This is a genomic window from Nocardioides sp. cx-173 (assembly GCF_021117365.1).
GTDB lineage: Bacteria > Actinomycetota > Actinomycetes > Propionibacteriales > Nocardioidaceae > Nocardioides.
On sequence record NZ_CP088262.1, the window covers coordinates 810,046 to 828,738 of the forward strand.

Consider the following 18,693-nt stretch of genomic DNA (forward strand, 5'->3'; position numbering starts at 1 on the left):
CGCGTGAACGAGGCGTTTCGTCGGGGGGTGCGCCTGGGTGTGCCCTTCTCCCTGGCCGGCTTCCTGATCTCGCTGTCGTTCGGCGTGCTGGCGGTGCGCTCGGGCTTCACGCCGCTCCAGGCGATCGTGATGTCGGCGGTCGTCCACGCCGGCTCGGCGCAGTTCGCGGGGCTCTCCATCGTGGACGCAGGCGGCGGCGCGCTGCCCGGCGTCCTCGCCGGAAGCCTCATGAACGCCCGTTTCCTGGCCATGGGCATCGCGATCGCGCCGTCCCTGACCGGGGGACCGCTGCGCCGGGCCGTCGAGGCCCAGGCGGTCGTCGACCCGTCGTGGGCGCTCGCCAACCAGGGCGACGGGACCTTCGACCGGTGGCAGCTGATCGGCTCCACCGTGCCGCAGTACGTCGGGTGGGTCTCCGGCACCGTGGTCGGCGCCTTCGCGGGCGACCTGCTCGGCGACACCGACCGCTTCGGGCTGGACGCGATCTTCCCGACCTTCTTCGCCGGCCTGCTGCTCGCCGAGCTGCGCAACCCCCGCGCGCGCCCGGTGGCGCTCACGGGCGCCCTGATCGCGCTGGCGCTGGTGCCGTTCACGCCGCCGGGGATCCCGATCCTGGCGGCGTCCGCCGCCGCGCTGGTGGGGCTGCGCCGATGACCGTCTGGCTGCTCATCGGTGGGATGGCCGTGCTCACCGCGGTGATCAAGGCGGCGGGACCGGTCCTGCTCGGCGGGCGCGAGCTGCCGGCCCGGGCCATGGGGGTCGTGGCCCTGATGCCGCCGGTCCTGCTCACCGCGCTCGTCGTGACCTCGACCCTGTCCGACGGGCGCCGGATCACCGTGGATGCCAGTGTGGTGGGCGTCGCCGCCGGCGCGCTGCTGCTGTGGCGCCGCTGCCCCTTGGTGCTCGCCGTCCTCGTCGCGGCCGGGGTGACCGCGCTGGTCCGCGCCCTGGCCTGACTACGGTGTTCGCGTGGACGACCCGACCCTGACGGTGCTCGCGCTGCTCGGGCTCGCGGCGCTCGTGGCGGGCTACGTCGACGCGGTCGTGGGCGGTGGCGGCCTGGTGCAGCTGCCCGCCCTGCTGCTGGGCCTCCCGGACGCGACCCCGGTGCAGATCCTCGCCACCAACAAGCTGGCGTCGTTCTGCGGCACCACCGTCAGCTCGGCGACGTACTACCGCCGGATCAAGCCGGACCCGCGCACGTTCCTGCCGCTGATGCTCCTGGCGTTCCTCGGCTCGGCCAGCGGCGCCGGGATCGCGTTCCTGATCCCGCGCTCGGCGTTCGACCCGATCGTCCTCGTCGTCCTGGTCGCCGTCGGGGCCTACGTCGTGCTCAAGCCGGGGCTCGGCGGCCGGACCGCCCTGCGCTTCGCCGGGCGCCGGCACACGGTCGCCGCGATGGCCATCGGCTTCGTGATCGGCTTCTACGACGGCGCGCTGGGCCCGGGCACCGGCAGCTTCTTCGTGTTCACCCTGGTCGGCCTGCTCGGCTACTCGTTCCTGGAGGGCTCCGCCAAGGCCCGCCTGGCCAACTGGGCCACCAACCTCGGCGCCCTGGTGGTCTTCGTCCCCCAGGGCGTCATGCTCTGGAAGATCGGTCTCGTGCTCGGCGTGGCCAACCTGGTCGGCGGCTACCTCGGCGCCCGTACGGCGGTCGCGCGCGGCGCGGGGTTCGTCCGGGCGTTCTTCATCGTGGTCGTGTCCGGGTTCGTCATCCGCATCGGCGGGGGGCTGGTCGGCCTGTGGTGACCAGCTACCTCACGATCGCCCGCGACGCGCAGGCCGAGATCGAGGTGCGCCGCTCGCGCTTCCTCTGCACGCTGGCGCGGGTCGAGACCGAGGAGGCCGCGCGCGCGGTCGTCGCGGGGCTGCGCAGCGAGCACCACGACGCTCGCCACCACTGCTCGGCCTTCGTCCTCGGGCCAGGCGGGGCGGTCGAGCGGTCCAGCGACGACGGCGAGCCGTCCGGCACGGCGGGGGCGCCGATGCTGGAGGTCCTGCGCGGTCAGGGGGTCAGCGACGTGGTGGCGGTCGTGACCCGCTGGTTCGGCGGCACGCTGCTGGGCGCCGGCGGCCTGGTCCGCGCCTACGGCGACGCCGTGCGCGCGGGGCTCGAGGTCGCCGGAACGCTCCGCCGCGACCTGGTCCGGGAGCTGGCGCTCGAGGTCGGGCACGCCGACGCCGGACGGGTCGAGAGCGAGCTGCGCAGCCGGGGGTTCGTGGTGCTCGACGCGACGTACGGCGCCACGGTGTCGCTGCTGCTCGGGGCGCCCCCCGACGACGTGGAGCGGCTGCACGCGGCCGTGGCGGAGCTGACGTCCGGGGCGGGTCTCGCCGAGCCGGTGGGGGATCGGTGGGTCGATAGCATGGGAGTGTGACGTGGCTCACGGCGTTCCTCGACCTGCCCGCCGACGAGGTGGACGGGGCGACCGCGTTCTGGGCCGGGGTGACCGGCTACGCCGTCTCGCCGCCGCGCGGGCCGTCCGGGGAGTTCGTCAGCCTGGTGCCGCCCGACGGCGACGTCCACCTGAAGCTGCAGCGCCTGGGGGAGGGACCGCGCCGGCTCCACCTCGACGTGCACGTGCCCGACCCCGACCAGGCCGCCCTACGGGCGGAGCGGCTGGGGGCCACGGTCCTCCACCGCAGCGAGCACGGCTACGTCGTGCTGTCGTCTCCCGGCGGCCTGACCCACTGCCTCGTCGGGCACGCCGGCGCGCGGCGCGCCCCGCCGGCCGACTGGGGCGCCCACCGCTCCGCGGTCGACCAGGTCTGTCTGGACGTGCCCCCGTCGGCGTACGTGCGGGAGACCGAGTTCTGGACGGCCCTCACCGGCTGGGCCTTCGAGCCGCACGAGAACGAGGAGTTCGACAGCCTGGCCCGCCCGTCCGGGGCGCCGCTGCGCGTGTTGTTCCAGAAGCTGCGGGCCGAGCAGGAGCAGGTGAGCGCGCACCTCGACCTGTCGACCACCGACCGCGCCGCCGAGACCACACGGCATGAGGCACTGGGCGCCCTGGCGGTGTCGATCCGCGGGCGGTGGACGGTGCTGCAGCCGCCCGCCGGCGGAGTCTACTGCATCACCGACCGCACCCCCTAGGTTCAGCACATGGACCGCCAGCAGCGACGCTTCCCGCCCACCGACGCCGACGAGCGCACGACCCTCCTGGCCTACCTCGACTACCACCGCGACACGCTGCGGATCAAGACCGCCGGCCTCGACGCGGCGCAGCTGGACATCCCGCACCCGCCCTCCGAGCTCACCCTGGGCGGCCTGCTGAAGCACCTCGCCTACGTCGAGAACTGGTGGTTCCGCTCCGTCATGGCCGGCCACACCGACGAGCCGTGGGCCTCGGTCGACTGGGCCGCCGACGAGGACTGGGACTGGCACAGCGCCACGAACGACACCCCCGCCCAGCTGCGCGACCTCTTCGACGCCGAGGTCGCCCGGGCCGACGCCGTCATCGCCGCCTACGAGAGCCTCGACGCCGTGGCCGTCCGGCCCAACCGCCGCACCGGCGGCTACTACAACCTGCGCTGGATCGTGCTCCACATGATCGAGGAGTACGCGCGGCACAACGGCCATGCCGACCTGATCCGGCAGGCGGTCGACGGCGCGGTGGGTGAGTAGGCCTCAGGCCTCGGGATCGGCGAAGCCCGGCAGGTAGTCGATGAGGATCTGGCGGAACGGCGCCTCCGCCTCGAGCTGGCTGAGCACGCCGATCCCGCCGATCCAGGTGCGGTGGATGAGCATGTACGACGGCGGCAGGTTGAGCTTGACGGCGACCGTGTAGCCGGGCTCGCGCGGGTTGTTGATGCGCTGGAACTGCTCGCGCATCCACTCCCGGGTGAACTGGAAGCGCTCGACCATCGTCGGCTCCACCAGCGGCGCGAGGTAGTCGACCAGCAGGTCGGGGTCGACGTCGATCCGGTCCTTGATGAACCCCTCGCGGCGCAGCTCCTCGATGAGCGGCTCCTTGTCCGCCAGCGCCGTCAGGCGGATCAGCCGGCCCATCACCTCGGGGAAGCGCCCGCCGGGCAGCCGCGCGACCGCGCCGAAGTCCAGCACCCCCAGCCGTCCGGGTTTGCCCTTCTTGCCCGGGATGATCCGGTAGTTGCCCGGGTGCGGGTCCGCGTGCAGCATGCCGGTGCGGCTCGGGCCCTCGAAGAGGAAGCGCACCATCAGCTCGCCGTAGTGGTTGCGCTCCTCGACGGTGCCCTCGCGGATGATCCGGGCCAGGGAGGACTCGGAGTCGAGCCACTCGGTGACGAGGACCGTCTCCCCGACGTCGACCACGTCGGGTACGACGATGTCCGGGTCGTCGCGGAAGACCTCGGCGAAGGCACGCTGGGCCTCGGCCTCCAGGAGGTAGTCGAGCTCGTCCTCGGCGCGCGCCTGGACCTCCTCGACGAGCGGCTTGATGTCGACCCCGGGGAAGAGCGGCCCGATCGTCCGCGCCAGGCGGGAGAGCTGGCGCAGGTCGGAGCGCAGCGCATCGCCGGCCCCGGGGTACTGCACCTTCACCGCGACCTCGCGCCCGTCGTGCCAGCGCCCCTTGTGCACCTGTCCGATCGACGCGGCCGCGCTCGGCCCACCGTCGAGCCAGACCAGCTTGTCCTTCCAGTCCGGCCCCAGGTCGCGGCTGAGGATCTCGCGCACGGTCTGGGTCGGCATCGGCGGCGCCGAGTCCTGCAGCCGGGTCAGCTGCTCTCGGTAGGGGCCGGCCAGCTCCTCGGGTAGGGCCGCCTCGAAGATCGAGAGCGCCTGCCCGAACTTCATCGCCCCGCCCTTGAGCTCCCCCAGCGTGCGGAAGAGCTGCTCCGCGGTGCGCTGCTGGATCTCGTCCAGCACCTGCTCCGCCGGCGCCCCGCCCAGCCTCCGCCCCAGGCCCATCGCGCTGCGACCGGCGTACCCCAACGGCAGCGCCGCCAGCCGCGCCGTACGCGCCGCCGCCCTGCGGGGAAGGTCCACCATGCCCCCATTGTTCCAGGACCCCCCGCATCCCCGCGGCTTTCAGTGGTCGAGGTGCCCCTCTCGGTGGTCGAGGTGCGAGGAGCGCCAGCGCTAGTCCTGAGGTGCGAGCGCAGCGAGCCTCGAAGGGACGAGCCTCGAGACCCGGTGAGTCGAGAAGTAGCCGGGGGGTACGGCGGCCAGGTCGCCGGCGGGGGTCTCGAGGCTCAGGCGCCAGGGCGCCTTCGCACCTCGACCACCGAGGCCTGTCGGTGGTCGAGGTGTGAGGAGCGTCAGCGACGAGCCTCGAGACCCGGTGAGGCGCGAAGCAGCCTGGGGGTGCGGCGGTTGGGTGGCGGGGGTCTCGAGGCTCAGGCGCCAGGGCGCCTTCGCACCTCGACCACCGAACGGGCCGCGTCTTTCCGGTGGTCGAGGTGTGAGGAGCGTCAGCGACGAGCCTCGAGACCCGGTGAGGCGAGAAGCAGCGTGGGGTACGGCGTCGGTGGCGGGGGTCTCGAGGCTCAGGCGTTGCACGCCTTCGCACCTCGACCACCGAAGGGGCTTTGCACGCCTTCACACCTCGACCACCGACGGGTTGAGAAAGTTCTCAGAGCCCTGTGGATAAAGGGGATTCTCGGCCCTTCGACTGTCGGTGGCGGGTGCTTGAGTAGTCCTATGACCAGCACCCCCGCCGACCTGCTGCAGGTCATGCGCGACGAGACCCAGGCCGCGGTCGCGGCCGAGGTCCGGCGCCTGCACGCCGCGGTGGACTGGTGCGCCCTTCACGCCACCGACGACGAAGCCGACGCCGCGTTCGGGGACCACGGCATTCCCCTGGCCGGACCCGGGGCACCCATGGTCAGCGAGTTCGCGGTCATGGAGCTCGGCGCCGCCCTGGGCATGTCGACCGACTCCGCCAAGCGGTACATCGGCGCCGCCCTCGAGATCAAGTACCGCCTCCCACGGATCTGGGCCCGCGTCGAAGCCGGTCAGCTCGGGTTCTGGAAAGCCCGGTGGATCGCCGAGCACACCATGTGCCTGCCCCTTGCCGGCGCGGCGTTCGTCGACGCCCGGGTGGGCTACTGCGCGCACAAGGTCTCCTACGCCGAGGTCGAACGCCAGATCACCACCGCGATCGCCAGGTTCGACCCCGAGCAGGCCGAGAAGCTCCGCCGCCAAGCCGCCGACGGACGCAAGCTCGACGTGCACAAGGACGACCTGACCCTCGAGGGCACCATCGAGGTGTCCGGGACTTTGGATGCGCAGGACGCATTGGACCTCGATGCCGCGATCAGCCGGCTCGCGGCGGACCGGAAAGCCGCGGGGTCGAGCGAGTCGCTGGACGTACGGCGCGCCCAGGCCGCCGGCGATCTGGCGCGCGGGCAGGACACGCTGCCGTTCGGTGACCAGGACCGCGGCGGTGGTTTCGAGACAGGACTTCGTCCTTCCTCAACCACCGAGAGCATCAAGATCACCCGGGTGATCGACCTGCACATCCACCAGGCTGGGGTGTTCGGCGACCCGAACGCCACCGTCGGCAGATGCGGCCGCAAGCCGGTGCTCGTCGAGACCATCCGCGAGTGGTGTGGGGCACCCGGCACCACGGTCATCAACGTCAAGCCCGTGCGGGACCTCGCCGAGCACATTCACGTCGCCGGCTACGAGCACCCGACCCGCCTCGTCGAGCAGGACGACCTGGTCGATCACCACTGCGTGTTCCCCTGGTGCACCCGACCAGCCGAACGCTGCGACCACGACCACGTCACCCCCTACAACCAGGGCGGACCGACCTGCTCCTGCAACTCCGCACCTCTGTGTCGCGGGCACCATCGCCTGAAGACCCACGGCGGTTGGTCCTACGACGTCCTGGACCGTGGCAGCTACCTGTGGCACTCACCCCGCGGGCACACCTACCGCTGCGACCACACCGGCACCGAGCCGGTCCCACGCCAGAGACCCTGAGCGCCCCACACCCCGCCACCCGCGGGGCCACCGGCATGCCTGCTCCGTGAGGAGTTGCCGACGGCCGCTGCCGTAGCTCAACCCACGAAGATGCAGAACGGATGCCCGGCCGGGTCGGCGAAGACGTACAGCGGCTCGTCGGGGTCCTCGCTGCGGTCGACGAGCTGCCGAGCCCCCAGCGCGAGGGCCCGCTCGCGCTGCCGCTCGAGCTCAGCGGCGCCCGTGACGGTGAAGTCCAGGTGCAGCTGCATCGGTACGTCGTGGTCGGGCCACGTCGTCGGGGTCAGCCGCTCGACCAGCTGGAAGGCGAGCACCCGCGCGTCGTCCTCCGGCCGGACCAGCACCAGCCAGTCGGCGTCGTCGGGGGAGCCGTCGGTGGGCGGCTCGTCGCCCGAGCGGTAGCCGAGCCCGAGCAGCTCGCGGTAGAACTCCGCGAGCCGCCGCGGCTCGGTCGTGTCCAGGACGGTGTGCAGCAGCTGGGGGAACTCCGCCATGTGATGACCTCCGTGATCTCCGGGACCGCCAGTACCTCGCTGGGCGCCGGGCATGCCGCAGGACGCGAGACGCCGCTCAGGCGGTCTCGGGGAACTTCACCCCGGTGTTGGCGTGGCAGCGGTAGCCGTTCGGGTTCTTCGCCAGGTACTGCTGGTGCGCGTCCTCGGCGTAGTAGTACGTCGGGGCCTCGCGCACCTCGGTGGTGATCTCGCCCAGGCCGCGGCGGGCGAGCTCGGCGCCGTACACCTCGGTCAGCTCCTTGGCCACGGCCTCCTGCTCGGGGGTCGTGAAGTAGATCGCGGAGCGGTACTGGGTGCCGACGTCGTTGCCCTGGCGCATCCCCTGGGTGGGGTCGTGGACCTCGAAGAAGCGCTTGACCAGGTCGGCGTAGGAGATGCGAGCCGGGTCGTAGACGACTCGGACGGCCTCGGTGTGGGCGGTGCGGCCCGAGCAGACCTCCTCGTACGACGGGTGCGGGGTGTGGCCGCCCGCGTAGCCGACGGACGTGGACCACACGCCGGGCAGCTGCCAGTAGACCTCCTCGGCGCCCCAGAAGCAGCCGAGGCCGAAGATCGCGACCTCGTAGCCGGCGGGGGCCTCGTCGGTGACCAGCGGCGTGCCGAGGACCAGGTGCTTCTCGGCCAGAGGGAAGTTGCGCTCGCTGCGGCCGGGCAGGGCCTCCTCGGCGTCGACGAGCTCGGTCTTGGTGCGGGAGAAGAACAAGGTGACTCCTTCGGTGGGCTTCCAGTGTCTCAACACCGGCAAGGAGGGGTTCGTTCCCGCCTGGCTGGTGCCCCCATGACGAGGCGGCTCCGGGTCATCACCCCGGGCCGCTGCCTGAGTACGCTCGTCGGGTGAGCGAACAGCAGCACAGGAACAAGTCCGGATTCGAGACGCGCGCGATCCACGCCGGCTACGAGCCGGACCCGGCGACCGGCGCCGTGATCGCGCCGATCTACGCGACCTCGACGTACAAGCAGGACGGCGTCGGCGGGCTGCGCGGCGGCTACGAGTACAGCCGCTCGGGCAACCCCACGCGCACCGCCCTCGAGGGCGCCCTGGCGGCGCTGGAGGAGGGTGAGCGGGCCTTCGCGTTCGCCTCCGGCCTGGCCGGCGAGCACACCGTCGTCCGGGCGCTGTGCCGCCCCGGAGACCACGTCGTCATCCCCGACGACGCCTATGGCGGCACCCACCGGCTCTTCGACAAGGTCGAGCAGGCGTGGGGCCTGACCCACAGCACCGCGGCCGTCTCCGACGTCGACGCGGTGCGGGCGGCCATCCGGCCGGGTGAGACCAAGCTCGTGTGGGTCGAGACGCCCACCAACCCGCTGCTCAACATCGGCGACATCGAGGCGCTGGCCGCGGTCGCCCACGACGCGGGCGCGCTGCTCGTCGTCGACAACACCTTCGCCTCGCCGTACCTGCAGCAGCCGCTCACCCTCGGCGCGGACGTCGTGGTCCACTCGACCACCAAGTACGTCGGCGGCCACTCCGACGTGGTCGGCGGCGCCGTCGTCGTACGCGACCTCGCGCTCGCCGAGGCGGTCGGCTACCACCAGAACGCCATCGGCGCCGTGCCCGGCCCGTTCGACGCGTTCCTCACCCACCGCGGCATCAAGACCCTGGGCGTGCGCATGGACCGGCACTGCGACAACGCCGAGCGCGTCGTGGAGTTCCTCGCAGCGCACCCCGCGGTCGAACAGGTCATCTATCCCGGCCTCGAGGACCACCCCGGTCACGCCGTCGCGAGCCGCCAGATGAAGCGCTACGGCGGCATGGTGTCGTTCCGCGTCACCGGCGGGGAGGAGCACGCGCTGGCGGTCTGCGACCGGGCCGAGGTGTTCACGCTGGGCGAGTCGCTGGGCGGGGTCGAGTCGCTGATCGAGCACCCCGGCCGGATGACCCACGCCAGCGTGGCCGGCACGGACCTGGAGGTGCCGGCCGACCTGATCCGCCTGAGCGTCGGCATCGAGACGGCCGACGACCTGCTGGCCGATCTCGACGCCGCACTGTCCGGTGGCTGACCCGCAGGTCGCGATCTGCGTCGACTTCGGCTCGACGTTCACCAAGGCCTCCCTGGTCGACCTCGCCGAGGCCCGCATCGTCGCCGCCGCGGAGCACCCCACGACGCTGCCCGTGGACGGGCACGGCGACATCCTCGACGGGTACGACGCCTGCCTGGCCGCGCTGACCGAGGCCGACCCCCGCGCTGCCGGGGCCGAGGTGCTGGCCTGCTCCAGCGCGGGCGGCGGCCTGCGGATCGCGGTGATCGGCAACGAGGAGCTGGTCACCGCGGAGGCCGGGCGCCGGGTCGCGCTCTCCAGCGGCGGCAAGGTGGTGGCGGTGCTGGCGGCGGCTGCGCAGGCGGGCGACGCCGCGCCGTACCGCGCGCTGCGGGACGCGGCACCGGACGTCCTCCTGCTCACCGGCGGCACCGACGGCGGCAACAGCGAGGTGCTGCTGCAGGCGGCGCGGGATCTGGTCGCCAGCGGCTGGGACGGCCCCGTCGTGGTCGCGGGCAACGCGGACGCGCAGGCGGAGGTGAGCGCGGTGCTCGGCGACGTGCCCCACGTGCTGGCCGACAACGTCGTGCCCCGCATCGGGGTCCTCGCCCCCGACAGCGCGCGGGCCGCGATCCGCGAGATGTTCCTGACCCACGTCATCGGCGGCAAGCACCTGAGCCCGCGCGCCGACTTCCTCGCGATGGTCCGCGGCGCGACCCCCGACGTCGTGCTCACCGGCGTCGAGCTGCTCGCCGACGGCCTGGACGCCGAGCGGCCCGGCGCGGGCGACGTCGTGGTCGTCGACGTCGGCGGCGCCACCACCGACGTCCACTCCGTCGTGGAGCTCGATCCCGAGGACTCGGGCCTGTCGCGCGAGGTCGTCGCCACGACCCGCGTCACCCGTACTGTCGAGGGAGACCTGGGGATGCGCTGGTCGGCGCAGAGCACGGTCGAGGCGGCGAACCTGCCCGAGCTCGCCGACGCCGCCCGCGCGCGCACCGACGACCCCGGCTTCCTTCCGGCCGACGCGGCCGACCTCGACGACGACGAGGCGATCGCCCGCGCCGCCGTCGGCCTCGCGCTGCGCCGACACGCCGGCCGCTCCCGGGTCGTGGTCTCGCCCGAGGGTCGCGTCGTCGAGCGCACCGGCAAGGACCTGCGCGCGGTCGATCTGGTGGTCGGGTCCGGCGGCGTCCTGCGCCATGGTCGCGACGGCGTGAGCGAGCGGGTGCTCGCGGGCAGCGTCGGGGCCGACCTCGAGGGCGGTTGGCAGCTGCCCGAGCGGGCACCGGTCGTCGTGGACACCCAGTACCTGCTGGCGGCCGTGGGGTTGCTGGCCCCGGAGGACCTCGACACGGCTCACCGGCTCGCGCGGCGCCTGCTCGCCGCCGGGCGCGTCTAGGGTGACCGCGTGACCAACGACGAGCAGCCGCAGTCGGGCGCGCCGGACGACGAGAGCCCGCCCGAGGCGCCCTCCGGCTCCCGCCTGCGCCTGCCCCTGCGCCGCACCCGCTCCCACCGCGAGGCGGAGGCCCGCGCCCACGAGGAGCGCATCACCCAACGCCTCGCCCACCAGTGGGCGCTGATGCGCGGCGAGCGCCGTAGCGAGCCGGAGCCGATCGTCGCCGGACCTTCCAACTTCAGCCGGGCCCAGGTCCCGTGGGGCGTCGACCTCGCCGCCGCCTGGGGCTGGCGCTTCCTGGTCATCGTCGCCGCCGGGCTGGTGCTGGTGAAGACGATCGCGTTCTTCTCGGTCATCGTGCTGCCGGTCGCGGTCGCGTTGCTGATCTCGGCCCTGGTCGCGCCGGTGGTCGGGTGGCTGGCCCGCCACGGCTTCCCCCGCGGGCTGGCCTCGATCCTGGTCGTCCTGGGCGGGATCGCCCTGGTCGGCGCCCTGCTCACCTTCGCCGGCCAGCAGGTCGCCAACGGCGCCACCGACCTCGCGGACTCCACGGTCGACGGCCTGGAGCGGATCCGCGAGTGGCTCAAGGACGGGCCGCTCAACGCCTCCGACTCCCAGATCAACGACTGGATCGGGCAGGCGCAGGAGGCGATCACCGAGCGGACGCAGAACGGCGAGTTCGTCGGCCAGGTCACCTCGCTGGGCGCGACGCTGGGCCACGTCTTCGCCGGGTTCTTCATCGTCCTCTTCGCGACCTACTTCTTCCTGGCCGACGGCGAGCGCATCTGGGCCTGGTTCGTCCGGCTCGCGCCCCGGGCCGCGCGCCACCACGTCGACGGCTCGGGCCGGGTCGCCTGGATCTCGCTGACGCAGTTCGTACGGGCGACCGTGCTGGTCGCGCTCGTCGACGCGGGCGGCATCATGATCGGCGCGGCGGTGCTGCAGGTCCCGTTCGTGCTGCCGATCGGCGTCCTGGTCTTCCTCGGCGCGTTCATCCCGCTGGTCGGCGCCACCGTCGCCGGCGCCGTGGCGGTGCTCGTCGCGCTGGTCGCCCAGGACCCCCTCACCGCGCTGCTCATGCTCGCGGTCGTCATCGGCGTGCAGCAGATCGAGGGGCACATCCTCCAGCCGTTCCTCATGGGCCGCTGGGTCTCGGTGCATCCGCTCGGCGTGATCTTCGCGCTGGGCGCCGGCGTCATCGTGGGCGGCGTCGCGGGTGCGCTGGTCGCCGTACCGCTCGCCGCCGCGGCCAACGCCGTCATCCAGCACCTGGCGTCCAACACCCAGGTCGGCGACGACCCTGTGGAGGAGCTCGAGGAGGACTACGAGGAGACCGGGTCCACGGTCCCGGTGGAGGACCCGGTCGATGGATGAGGTCACGCTCGCCGACATCGAGGCCGCGCGCGCGGTGCTCGACGGCGTCGCGATCACGACGCCGATGGAGGAGTCGCGCTGGCTCTCCGCGCTGGTCGGCGGCCCGGTCTCGCTCAAGTGCGAGAACCTCCAGCGCACCGGCTCGTTCAAGGCCCGCGGCGCCTACGTGCGGATCTCGGGACTCTCCGCCGAGGAGCGCGCCCGCGGCGTCGTCGCCGCGTCCGCCGGCAACCACGCGCAGGGCGTCGCGCTGGCGGCCCAGCTCCTGGGGATCCAAGCGACCGTCTTCATGCCCGAGGGGGCGCCGATCCCCAAGGAGAAGGCGACGCGCGGGTACGGCGCCGACGTGGTGTTCGAGGGCCGCTACCTGGAGGACGCGCTGGTCGCGGCCCGCCGGTTCGCGGCCGAGACCGGGGCGGTCCTGATCCACCCCTTCGACCACGCCGACGTCGTGGCCGGCCAAGGCACCTGCGGCCTGGAGATCGTCGAGCAGGCCCCGGACCTGCAGACCGTGCTGGTGCCGACCGGGGGCGGCGGTCTGCTCGCCGGCATCGCGGTCGCGGTCAAGGCGGTGCGCCCCGACGTCCGCGTGGTCGGCGTGCAGGCGGCCGGCGCGGCGGCGTACCCCGACTCGCTGCAGCAGGGCCGCCCGGTGGCGCTCTCCTCGATGCAGACCATGGCGGACGGGATCGCCGTCGGGCTGCCCGGCGAGATCACCTTCGCCGCGGTGCGCGACCACGTCGACGACATCGTGACCGTCTCTGAGGAGTCGATGTCACGGGCCCTGCTCGCGCTGGTGGAGCGGGCCAAGATGGTCGTGGAGCCGGCCGGCGCCGCGGCGGTGGCCGCGATGCTCGACCAGCCGTCGGCGTTCCGCACGCCCGCGGTCGCCGTGCTGTCGGGCGGCAACATCGACCCGCTGCTGCTGGGCAAGGTGATCCGGCACGGCATGGCGGCGGCGGGCCGCTACCTCAACCTGCGCGTCAACATCCCCGACACCCCCGGCGGCCTGGCCCGCCTGCTGGCCGAGGTCGGAGACGCGGGCGCCAACGTCCTGGAGGTCGTGCACGAGCGGATCTCGCCCGCGCTGCACCTCGACGAGGTGGAGGTCCACCTCCAGCTCGAGACCCGCGGCGAGCCGCACGCCGAGAAGGTGCTGACCCGCCTACGCCAGTGCGGCTACCGGATCTTCGAGTGACGCCTCAGCCGGTGTAGGGCTTGGCGTCGACGATGACGACCTCGAGCATCTTGCCGTTGGGCGCCTCGTAGGAGACGGTCTCGCCGCGCTTCTTGCCGTTGATGGCCGAGCCCAGCGGGGACTGCGGGGAGTACGCCGTGAGGCCCTCGGGCTCGATCTCGCGCGCGCCGAGCAGGAAGGTCTCGGTCTCGTCGTCGGAGTCGCCCACGAAGCGGTAGGTCACGACCATGCCGGGCTCGACGACGCCGTCGTCGGGAGGGGTCTCGCCGACCTCGGCGCGGCGGAGCATGTCCTCGAGCTGGCGGATGCGGCCCTCGAGCTTGCCCTGCTCCTCGCGGGCGGCGTGGTAGCCGCCGTTCTCCTTGAGGTCGCCCTCGTCGCGGGCCGCGCTGATGCGCGCGATGACGTCCTCGCGCACAGGTCCCTTGAGGTTGGCGAGCTCGGCCGTCAGCTTGTCGAAGGCGTCCTGGGTGAGCCAGATCGTGCCCTGCTGGGTCTGCTGCGTCATCGGGGTACTCCTGTACTGCTGCGTGGTGAGGAAGTGTGGGTGCGAGGACCTGCGGCCGGTCGTCGGCGTCGCGGGCCTGTCGGCCCAGCGGGACGGTCAGACTCACGAGTATACAAACAGCCGAGCGAAACGACGTTTCCGCAGGTCAGCGAGGACGCGACTGGCCCTCCGCGGTGCACCCGACGGATTCGACCGAGGTGGCGCGCCGCTCGGTGCGGATGGTCTGCTCGATGCGCTCGCCGTCGCCCGGCTCGGGCGTGAACGACAGCTCCCCGACGACGCTGTGGTCCTCGGCGTAGGCCCGCAGCAGGCAGGACGGGTCGACGGCGTCGTCGGCCAGCTCCACGTGGACGACCGCGACGGCGGTGTGCTCGTCGACCACGTCGAAGCTGATCAGGTCGGAGTCGACCGGCGGCGCGGCGTGCACGACCGTCGTCCAGACCAGCCAGCCGAGGAAGGCGACGACCAGGGCCACCACACCGGACAGCAGTGCGCGCCGGCGCCAGGGGGCCGGTGCGCCGTACCGGTCGGTGGGGATCGTCGGGGCATGCTGCGAGCTCACCTCACCAGGGTGACACCTACGATGGAGGGATGCCGCAGCACCCTCCCGCCGGCCCCCGCGCGGGCCTCCGACTCATGCACGTGCACGCCCACCCCGACGACGAGTCCAGCAAGGGCGCGGCGTCCACGGCCAAGTACGTCGCCGAGGGCGTCGACGTGCACGTCGTCACCTGCACCGGCGGCGAGCGCGGCTCGATCCTCAACCCCAAGATGGACCGCCCCGACATCCTCGAGAACATCACCGAGGTCCGCCGTCAGGAGATGGAGCGGGCCCGCGACATCCTCGGCATCACCCAGGACTGGCTGGGCTTCGTCGACTCCGGCTGGCCCGAGGGCGATCCCAAGCCGCCGCTGCCCGAGGGCTGCTTCGCGCTGGTCCCGCTCGAGGAGGCCACCGAGCGGCTGGTCGCGCTGATCCGGTCGTTCCGCCCGCACGTGATGACGACCTACGACGAGCGCGGGGGCTACCCGCACCCCGACCACGTGCGTTGCCACGAGGTGAGCGTCGCGGCGTTCGAGGCCGCCGGCGACCCCGAGCGGTTCCCCGACGCGGGGGAGCCCTGGCAGCCGCTGAAGCTCTACTACCACCACTCCTTCAACCGCGAGCGGATGCAGCGGCTGCACGACGCGATGCTCGAGCACGGCCTGGAGTCGCCCTGGGGCGAGCGGCTCAAGGAGTGGAAGGAGGAGCCGGAGTGGGACGCCCGGGTCACCACCAAGGTGCCGTGCGGGGACTACTTCGGCGTCCGCGACCAGGCGCTGCTGGCGCACGCGACCCAGATCGACCCCGACGGCTTCTGGTTCGCGGTGCCGCGCGAGCTGCAGGAGCGGATCTGGCCCACCGAGGACTTCGAGCTCGTCGTGAGCCACGTCCCGTCCACCATCCCCGAGGACGACCTGTTCGCCGGGATCACCGACCCTTCCTGAGAGACTGTGACCATGACCCCCGTGCTGCTGCTCCTGCTTCCCCTCGTGGAGAAGGGACCCGACGAGGAGGACGTCGTCGCCGGCTGGACCGCGTTCGGCCTCTTCGGGCTGCTGATCCTCGCGGTCGCGCTGCTGGGCTTCAGCCTCACCAAGCACCTCAAGCGCGCCGAGCGCTCCGAGCAGGAGGGGCGCTACGACCCGCCGACCCGACGGCCGGCGCCGCCCGAGGCCTGAGCACCGGCGGCCGCCAGCGACGGACGGTTTCACCGCGCCCCGGCAGGGCACCGGTGGATCGATGAGCCCCGACGAGCACCCGCGCGACCCCGATCCCACCGAGGCAGTGGACATGTCGGGGCTCCTCGGCGACCAGCCGCCGCCGACGTCGGTCCCCGCACCCGACCTCCTGGGCGGGCGCTACCGGCTGGGCCCGGTCCTCGGGCGCGGCGGCGTCGCGGACGTGCACCGGGCGACCGACACGCTGCTGAGCCGTGAGGTGGCCGTCAAACGGCTGCGCGAGGCGACGCCGTCGGACGTCGATCGGGCGCGGTTCACCGCCGAGGCGCGCACGCTCGCGGTCCTCTCGCACCGCTCGCTCGTGACCCTCCTCGACGCCGGCGAGTCCGAGGACCGCCCCTACCTGGTGCTGGAGCTCGTCGAGGGCCCCACGCTGGCCGCGCTGATGGCCGCGGGTCCGCTGCCGGTCCGCGAGGCGGCGTACCTGCTGGGCGACGTGGCAGCCGCCCTCGCCTACGCCCACGCGCAGGGCGTGGTCCACCGCGACGTGAAGCCCGGCAACGTCCTGGTCGGGGACGACGGTCGGGTCCGGCTCGCCGACTTCGGCATCGCCCGCATCGTCGGGGACGCCGTGCGGCACACGATGACCGGGACGACGGTCGGGACGGTCGGCTACCTCGCGCCGGAGCAGGTGAGCGGCGCCGAGATCGGCCCCGCCGTCGACGTCTACGCCCTGGGCCTGGTGCTGCTCGAGGCGGTCACCGGCATCAAGGCCTTCACCGGCTCCACGGCCGAGGCCGCTGTCGCCCGCCTCGCACGCGACCCGCACGTTCCCGACGACCTGGCGCCCGCTCTGGCCGACCTGGTGCGCGCGATGACCGCCCGCGACCCCGCTGCCCGGCCCTCCGCAGCCGTCGTCGCCGAGCGCCTCGCCCTCATCGCCGCGGACGACGCGACGACGCTGGTCCCCCTCGTGCCACCGGCTCGGCGCCGGGTCCGGCCCGTGCTCGTGGCGGCGGCCGCCGCCGTGGCCCTGGCCGTGGCGCTCGCGGGCGTGGGGCTGTTCGGCGGGGGCGAGCCGAGCCAGGCCGAGAGGCCGGCCGACTCCTCGTCCACCTCCCCGTCTTCGGCGCCCTCCGGGGCCGCCCCGTCCACCACCACGTCGCCGGCGGTCGTGCGCAGCACCACCGCCCGGGCCGCCCCGAAGGCGGGGCCGCCGAAGGCGAAGAAGAAGGGCAAGAAGAAGGGGCCCAAGTCCGGCAAGGGGAAGGGCCCCCGATGAGCGAGCAGTCCAAGCTCGTCGCCGACGTCGTGGTCGAGCGGCTCCGGGAGTGGGGCGTCTCGCGGATCTTCGGCTACTCCGGCGACGGCATCAACGGCTTCATGGGCGCCCTGCGCCGGGCCGGGGGAGACCCCGAGCTCATCCAGGCGCGGCACGAGGAGAACGCCGCCCTCATGGCGGTGGGCCACGCCAAGTACACCGGCGAGGTCGGCGTCATGACCAGCACCCAGGGGCCGGGCGCGGTCCACCTGCTCAACGGCCTGTACGACGCCAAGCTCGACCACGTGCCGGTGGTGGCGATCGTCGGCCAGCAGGAGACGACCGTGCTGGGCTCGGAGTACCAGCAGGAGATCGACCTGCAGAGCCTGTTCAAGGACGTCGCCGCGCAGTTCCTGCAGACGGCGCTCGCGCCGGAGCAAGTGCCGATGCTGATCGACCGTGCGTTCCGCACCGCGCTGGCCACCCGGTCGCCGTGCGTGGTCGTCCTGCCGCACGACGTGCAGCAGGAGGAGGCCTCCGGCCCCGAGCAGGAGCACGGCGTCGTGGTGACCGCCCCCGAGTGGCGGCGACCGCACGTCGTGCCGCGTGCGGAGGATCTGCGCCGCGCCGCCGAGGTGCTCGACGCGGGCGAGCGGGTGGCGCTGCTGGTCGGGCAGGGTGTCCGCGAGGCGGGCGACGAGGTGCGGGCGGTGGCCGAGCGGCTCGGGGCCGGCGTCGCGACCAGCCTGCTTGGCAAGCCCTGGTGGGACGAGTCGCTGCCGTACTCCTGCGGGGTCATGGGCCACCTGGGCACCTCGGCCTCCGCCCACCTCCTGGGCCACTGCGACACGCTGCTGGTCGTCGGCAGCAACGACCCGTGGACGGAGTTCTACCCCGCGCCCGGGCAGGCGCGCGCCGTGCAGGTCGACCTCGACGGTCGCCACCTCGGCAACCGCTACCCCGTGGAGGTGGGGCTCACCGGCGACGCGGCCGAGACCCTGCGCGCGCTCCTGCCGCTGCTGCGCGAGCGCGATGACACCGCCTGGCGCGAGGAGGTCGAGGAGCAGGTCCGCGCCTGGCACGACCTGGCGGAGCAGCGCTCGAGGCTCGAGGCGCGCCCCCTCAACCCCGAGCTCGTCGTGCGCTCGCTGAGCGCACACCTGCCGAAGGACGCCATGGTGAGCGTGGACGTCGGCTCGGTCGTCTACTGGTACGCGCGTCACCTGCGGCTCCCGCCCGGCGTGCCCGCGCACCTGTCCTCGACGCTCGCGAGCATGGGCTCCGGGCTGCCCTACGGCATCGCGGCCAAGCTGTCCGCCCCCGACCGTCCAGTGGTGGCGCTGGTCGGCGACGGGGCGATGCAGATGAACGGCATCGCCGAGCTGATCACGGTGGCGCACCGCTGGCGGGACTGGTCGGACCCACGCTTCGTCGTGCTCGTCCTGCACAACCGCGAGCTCGCGGAGGTGACCTGGGAGCAGCGCGAGACCGAGGGGGACCCCCGCTTCGACGACAGCCAGAGCCTTCCGGACTTCCCCTACGCCGGCTACGCCGAGCTGCTCGGGCTACGGGGCATCCGCATCGACGGACCCGAGGCGGTCGAGGACGCCTGGGCCGCGGCGCTCGCCGCGGACCGGCCCACCGTGATCGAGGCGGTGACCGACCCCGACGTGCCGCTGCTGCCGCCGTTCCCCGCCGGTCGCGAGAAGCTGGAGAGCTTCCGCCGGGCGCTCGCCCAGGAGGGCCCGGGCGGGGAGCACGCGCGTGACCTGCTGGACCGGCAGGCCGCCCAGGAGGAGCGCCTCCCGGAGGCGTGAGGCCCG

20 protein-coding genes are annotated in these 18,693 nt (G+C 73.2%); 15 read left to right on the top strand and 5 right to left on the bottom strand.

Going from position 1 to position 18,693, the window contains the following annotated elements; translation table 11 throughout:
* Window positions 1–3 precede the first annotated feature (3 nt).
* The 6 genes from LQ940_RS03775 to LQ940_RS03800 are packed head-to-tail and all read left to right on the top strand — an operon-like array spanning window position 4 to window position 3,625.
* Window positions 4–654, top strand: a complete 651-nt coding sequence (locus LQ940_RS03775) for an AzlC family ABC transporter permease (RefSeq protein ID WP_231243233.1) — start codon at window positions 4–6, stop codon at window positions 652–654.
* Window positions 651–956, top strand: a complete 306-nt coding sequence (locus LQ940_RS03780; RefSeq protein WP_231243234.1) for an AzlD domain-containing protein — start codon at window positions 651–653, stop codon at window positions 954–956. Before LQ940_RS03775 ends, LQ940_RS03780 begins: the two co-directional genes overlap by 4 nt.
* A 13-nt stretch (window positions 957–969) precedes the next feature.
* On the top strand, window positions 970–1,749 hold the full coding sequence (locus LQ940_RS03785) for a sulfite exporter TauE/SafE family protein (RefSeq protein WP_231243235.1): 780 nt from the start codon (window positions 970–972) through the stop codon (window positions 1,747–1,749).
* Complete coding sequence (locus tag LQ940_RS03790) at window positions 1,746–2,378, top strand: YigZ family protein (protein WP_231243236.1); 633 nt, start codon at window positions 1,746–1,748, stop codon at window positions 2,376–2,378. Before LQ940_RS03785 ends, LQ940_RS03790 begins: the two co-directional genes overlap by 4 nt.
* Window positions 2,375–3,094 (top strand): VOC family protein, encoded by a 720-nt coding sequence (locus LQ940_RS03795; RefSeq protein ID WP_231243237.1) that lies wholly within the window; start codon window positions 2,375–2,377, stop codon window positions 3,092–3,094. Before LQ940_RS03790 ends, LQ940_RS03795 begins: the two co-directional genes overlap by 4 nt.
* A 9-nt stretch (window positions 3,095–3,103) precedes the next feature.
* Window positions 3,104–3,625: a DinB family protein gene (locus LQ940_RS03800; protein ID WP_231243238.1), complete on the top strand. Its 522-nt coding sequence runs from the start codon at window positions 3,104–3,106 to the stop codon at window positions 3,623–3,625.
* 3 nt (window positions 3,626–3,628) lie between these two features.
* Here the strand turns inward: LQ940_RS03800 and LQ940_RS03805 are convergent, their stop codons facing one another.
* The gene (locus tag LQ940_RS03805) at window positions 3,629–4,969 is read right to left on the bottom strand and encodes an ABC1 kinase family protein (protein ID WP_231243239.1); all 1,341 of its coding nucleotides are present in this window, start codon (window positions 4,967–4,969) and stop codon (window positions 3,629–3,631) included.
* Between the two features lie 651 nt (window positions 4,970–5,620).
* On the opposite strand from LQ940_RS03805, the gene LQ940_RS03810 reads away from it, so the two are divergent.
* On the top strand, window positions 5,621–6,907 hold the full coding sequence (locus tag LQ940_RS03810) for an HNH endonuclease signature motif containing protein (protein ID WP_231243240.1): 1,287 nt from the start codon (window positions 5,621–5,623) through the stop codon (window positions 6,905–6,907).
* A gap of 77 nt (window positions 6,908–6,984) precedes the next feature.
* Here LQ940_RS03810 and LQ940_RS03815 read toward each other — a convergent pair whose 3' ends face one another.
* Window positions 6,985–7,401 (bottom strand): VOC family protein, encoded by a 417-nt coding sequence (locus tag LQ940_RS03815; RefSeq protein WP_231243241.1) that lies wholly within the window; start codon window positions 7,399–7,401, stop codon window positions 6,985–6,987.
* A gap of 76 nt (window positions 7,402–7,477) precedes the next feature.
* Window positions 7,478–8,125 carry a peptide-methionine (S)-S-oxide reductase MsrA gene (msrA, locus tag LQ940_RS03820; protein ID WP_231243242.1) on the bottom strand — a complete coding sequence of 216 codons (648 nt, stop codon included), beginning with the start codon at window positions 8,123–8,125 and terminating at the stop codon, window positions 7,478–7,480.
* 131 nt (window positions 8,126–8,256) lie between these two features.
* Between msrA and LQ940_RS03825 the strand changes: the two genes are divergently transcribed.
* The 4 genes from LQ940_RS03825 to ilvA are packed head-to-tail and all read left to right on the top strand — an operon-like array spanning window position 8,257 to window position 13,379.
* The gene (locus LQ940_RS03825) at window positions 8,257–9,426 is read left to right on the top strand and encodes a cystathionine gamma-synthase (RefSeq protein ID WP_231243243.1); all 1,170 of its coding nucleotides are present in this window, start codon (window positions 8,257–8,259) and stop codon (window positions 9,424–9,426) included.
* Complete coding sequence (locus LQ940_RS03830; protein WP_231243244.1) at window positions 9,419–10,807, top strand: glutamate mutase L; 1,389 nt, start codon at window positions 9,419–9,421, stop codon at window positions 10,805–10,807. The genes LQ940_RS03825 and LQ940_RS03830 overlap by 8 nt, the downstream gene beginning before the upstream one ends.
* 9 nt (window positions 10,808–10,816) lie before the next feature.
* Window positions 10,817–12,181 carry an AI-2E family transporter gene (locus LQ940_RS03835; protein WP_231243245.1) on the top strand — a complete coding sequence of 455 codons (1,365 nt, stop codon included), beginning with the start codon at window positions 10,817–10,819 and terminating at the stop codon, window positions 12,179–12,181.
* Window positions 12,174–13,379, top strand: a complete 1,206-nt coding sequence (gene ilvA / locus LQ940_RS03840) for a threonine ammonia-lyase (protein WP_231243246.1) — start codon at window positions 12,174–12,176, stop codon at window positions 13,377–13,379. The genes LQ940_RS03835 and ilvA overlap by 8 nt, the downstream gene beginning before the upstream one ends.
* Before the next feature lie 4 nt (window positions 13,380–13,383).
* Here the strand turns inward: ilvA and greA are convergent, their stop codons facing one another.
* Window positions 13,384–13,887: a transcription elongation factor GreA gene (greA, locus tag LQ940_RS03845; protein WP_231243247.1), complete on the bottom strand. Its 504-nt coding sequence runs from the start codon at window positions 13,885–13,887 to the stop codon at window positions 13,384–13,386.
* A 145-nt stretch (window positions 13,888–14,032) separates the two neighbouring features.
* A complete protein-coding gene (locus LQ940_RS03850; RefSeq protein ID WP_231243248.1) occupies window positions 14,033–14,449 on the bottom strand; it encodes a DUF4307 domain-containing protein in 417 nt (138 codons plus the stop codon).
* Window positions 14,450–14,478: 29 nt separating this feature from the next.
* Here LQ940_RS03850 and mca point away from each other — a divergent pair, with 29 nt between their 5' ends.
* From mca to LQ940_RS03870, 4 genes are all read left to right on the top strand, one after another.
* Window positions 14,479–15,375, top strand: a complete 897-nt coding sequence (gene mca, locus LQ940_RS03855; protein ID WP_231243249.1) for a mycothiol conjugate amidase Mca — start codon at window positions 14,479–14,481, stop codon at window positions 15,373–15,375.
* 12 nt (window positions 15,376–15,387) lie between these two features.
* A complete protein-coding gene (locus tag LQ940_RS03860) occupies window positions 15,388–15,609 on the top strand; it encodes a myelin proteolipid family protein (RefSeq protein WP_231243250.1) in 222 nt (73 codons plus the stop codon).
* 61 nt (window positions 15,610–15,670) lie between these two features.
* On the top strand, window positions 15,671–16,891 hold the full coding sequence (locus LQ940_RS03865; RefSeq protein WP_231243251.1) for a serine/threonine-protein kinase: 1,221 nt from the start codon (window positions 15,671–15,673) through the stop codon (window positions 16,889–16,891).
* The gene (locus LQ940_RS03870) at window positions 16,888–18,687 is read left to right on the top strand and encodes a thiamine pyrophosphate-requiring protein (RefSeq protein WP_231243252.1); all 1,800 of its coding nucleotides are present in this window, start codon (window positions 16,888–16,890) and stop codon (window positions 18,685–18,687) included. Before LQ940_RS03865 ends, LQ940_RS03870 begins: the two co-directional genes overlap by 4 nt.
* Window positions 18,688–18,693 lie beyond the last annotated feature (6 nt).